Below are 2,964 nucleotides of genomic sequence, written 5' to 3' on the forward strand. Positions count from 1 at the left end.
CGTTTGGAAAAACAAAAATTCAAATGGCCGAGCAAAATTAATGGCAATGAATTTGCGTTAACTGCTGAGCAACTCGATTGGTTACTCTCTGGATATGACGTCCTTGGTCATCAAGAATTACATTATCAGTCGATGCTCTAGTGGATCAGTATTCATCCCCTCAAAGCAGTCAATGATCATTGACACCAGCGTTTGGGGTAATTGACGTCAAAGGCGGTATCTGGTTGAGTTTTTTGTTAAAATCAGCGGATGAAATTTAATGAGAATACACTCCCCAATGACCCAGAACAACTCAAACAAATGCTGCTTGAGTTGCAGCAACGCATGGAAAGTGAATTAGCCGAAAAAGACGTAGCTTATCAACTATTGCTTGAACGTTACAATCTCAAACTTGCCCAAGAATACGGCAAGAAATCAGAAAAGATGCCTGGTGCTGATGAAGTTTTCAATGAAGTAGAGTTCGTGCTTGATGAACACGACAAAAAGCTTCTGGCCGATCCCAACTCAGACACGACAACAAAAAATAAGCCTAAACGTAAGCCCTTACCCCTAGCACTGCCGCGTCAAGAAGTGGTAGTAGATATTGATGAAAGCGATAAAGTCTGTGATTGCTGTCAAAGCCCTTTGCACAAAATGGGTGAAAGTAGCAGCGAAGCATTAGAATTTGTTCCAGCTCATATCAAAGTTATTAAGACCATTCGACCCAAATACACCTGTCGACAATGTGAGCGTAACGGCATTGAAAGTGTGGTAAAAACCGCCTTGATGTCAGCAACGCCAATACCCAAAAGTATTGCGACATCTAGCTTACTCAGCCAAATCATCTCGTGCAAATATCAATTTGGTTTACCATTAAACCGCCAAGAAACGATGTTTAGTGATATCGGACTCGAATTAAGTCGCCAAACCATGTCGAGTTGGATGCTGCGCAGTGCTCAATTACTTGAGCCACTGTATAGGCGCTTAAAAGAAGTATTGCTTGCGGAGCCTGCCATTCATGCGGATGAAACACCATTGAAAGTCATCAATGCCGAAAAAGCGACCAGTTATATGTGGGTGTATTGCTGTGGTAGTGATAGGCAAAGTGAAAAGACTAATATCGTTTTATACGATTATCACAACAGTCGCGCGGCACAATGTACAATTGATTTTCTTGATGGCTACCAAGGCTACATGCATGTTGATGGTTATAAGGCTTATGGGCTAACAGAGGCCAAATTAGTCGCCTGCCTTGCGCATATTCGTCGTAAGTTCGTGGATGCGAAAAAGATACAAGCGAAATCAAGAGCAGGTAAAGTAGATGTGGCCTTAAACTTAATCGGTAAGCTCTACGGGTTAGAGCAGCGTATTAAAGAAAAATCGGTAGAAGATAAGTTCAACATCCGGCAGTCACACGCTAAGCCAATCGTAAAAGAACTACATCACTGGCTGATAAAGCACAAAGATAAAATCCCACCGAAAAGTAAACTTGGCGAGGCAATAAGCTACAGTCTAAATCAGTTTGATAAATTCCAACGCTACCTTGAAGATGGCCGACTATCGATTGATAACAATCGAGCAGAGCGGGCAATAAAACCGTTTGTGATAGGTCGCAAGGCATGGCTGTTTTCAAATACCTGCAATGGCGCTCATGCGAGTGCTATTCTCTATAGTCTCGTTGAAACGGCTAAGGCTAATGGCCTAGTCGTGCATGATTATATCTCAAGATGCTTGCAACATATTGCTGAGCAACCAAACAACCTTGAACCGCTGTTACCATGGAATATTGAGCGCGGCTAGGTGCCGATCCCTATACGCTTACTATAGATAGGGCTAATGGAGGTTGTTATTCACCTACTTCAAGAGACGATGCTCAAGATGCTAGAAATAACTTGTTTAATTCATTGAAAGAAATCCCTGGTGAAGATACTTATAAAGCTTTGATGGATATTGCTAATATGTGGAGTGATGTCCCTTACCGAAAATCATGGATAGAGCATTTAGCTTTACAGCGGGTGATAGAGGATGCAGACATAGGGGCAATGACTGAAAAGGCTTTTAATAAATATTCTCAGGAGTTAAATCCTGCTGTAGAATCTACTATAAATTTGACTACAATTGAGAATAATGTGAGTAATAATTTTAATGGACCAGTATCTAATTCTGTTATAGGCGACAATAATAAGGATATAAATATCACTCAAGACAGCAATAATTCAGAAGAAAAACAAACTACCGTAGAGCCACAAAAACAAAGTAAATGGCACGATAGTTTTTTAGGGAAAATCATTGTAGGAACAATTATTGTATCTATTGGGGTAGTTATAAAGCAATACGTGTTTCCTAATTAATCTTGCTCTTCATCAGGTAAGCTAAATATTAGGGAACGGTCTAAATATATAACGAATTGGTTTAATTCTTTATTGTCGTTAGTGCTTTTTAGTAACGGGTCTAATGCCAGTACAGGTGTCCAACCTCCGAAATTTTTATGAGAAAATTGACCTGCTTTTTGAACTACCTCTAATAAACTAAAAAAGCATAAATCTAAAGTAGACTTAATATCTTTATTGCCTGCTTTATCTACATATTTAACTATGTTTTCATCAAATTTTATGCCGAAGGGCTCACCTATTTTTGCTACAAACGTAGCAGCACTTTCTTTCTCAAATAACTCTTTACCGTTGGCAAGGTCTATTACGTAAGGGTTAATAAATTCAAAAACTGAATTTACACATTTACTGATTCGTTCTGTAACTAGTTTATTAGGAGCTGACATGTCTTGGTGGTCAATTTTATTTAATGGAAACACAATTTCATATAATTTATCTGGTTGTGAAATATTAATGAAATTTCTAAATGGCTCGTAAGCGTATAGCTAACGGCACCTGCCTCTAGCGTTTTTTTTCAGATACATTATCTCCTCACTTAACTTAGGAGATAAGCATGAGAATTTCGCGTAGCCAAGAACAATGGCAAACCATCATT

At 39.1% G+C, this 2,964-nt stretch carries 4 protein-coding genes; 3 read left to right on the plus strand and 1 reads right to left on the minus strand.

The features are described 5' to 3' along the window. Positions 1 to 3 precede the first annotated feature (3 nt). From tnpB to MTCD1_RS18075, 3 genes are all read left to right on the plus strand, one after another. A complete protein-coding gene (gene tnpB / locus MTCD1_RS22720; RefSeq protein ID WP_369007715.1) occupies positions 4 to 141 on the plus strand; it encodes an IS66 family insertion sequence element accessory protein TnpB in 138 nt (45 codons plus the stop codon). 108 nt (positions 142 to 249) lie between these two features. Beyond that, positions 250 to 1,779, plus strand: coding sequence for an IS66 family transposase (tnpC, locus tag MTCD1_RS18070; protein ID WP_088568989.1), 1,530 nt, complete (start codon positions 250 to 252; stop codon positions 1,777 to 1,779). 104 nt (positions 1,780 to 1,883) lie between these two features. After that, positions 1,884 to 2,330 (plus strand): hypothetical protein, encoded by a 447-nt coding sequence (locus tag MTCD1_RS18075; protein WP_143760141.1) that lies wholly within the window; start codon positions 1,884 to 1,886, stop codon positions 2,328 to 2,330. Here the strand turns inward: MTCD1_RS18075 and MTCD1_RS18080 are convergent. Next, positions 2,327 to 2,788 (minus strand): hypothetical protein, encoded by a 462-nt coding sequence (locus MTCD1_RS18080; RefSeq protein WP_143760142.1) that lies wholly within the window; start codon positions 2,786 to 2,788, stop codon positions 2,327 to 2,329. The genes MTCD1_RS18075 and MTCD1_RS18080 overlap by 4 nt on opposite strands. Positions 2,789 to 2,964 lie beyond the last annotated feature (176 nt).

The sequence above is a fragment of the Colwellia marinimaniae genome (assembly GCF_002207865.1).
Taxonomy (GTDB): domain Bacteria; phylum Pseudomonadota; class Gammaproteobacteria; order Enterobacterales; family Alteromonadaceae; genus Colwellia; species Colwellia marinimaniae.

What these genes read in the sequence shown, in the direction of transcription:
- tnpC (WP_088568989.1), top strand. Translation starts at nt 250, where the DNA reads ATGAAATTTAATGAGAATACACTCCCCAATGACCCAGAACAACTCAAA.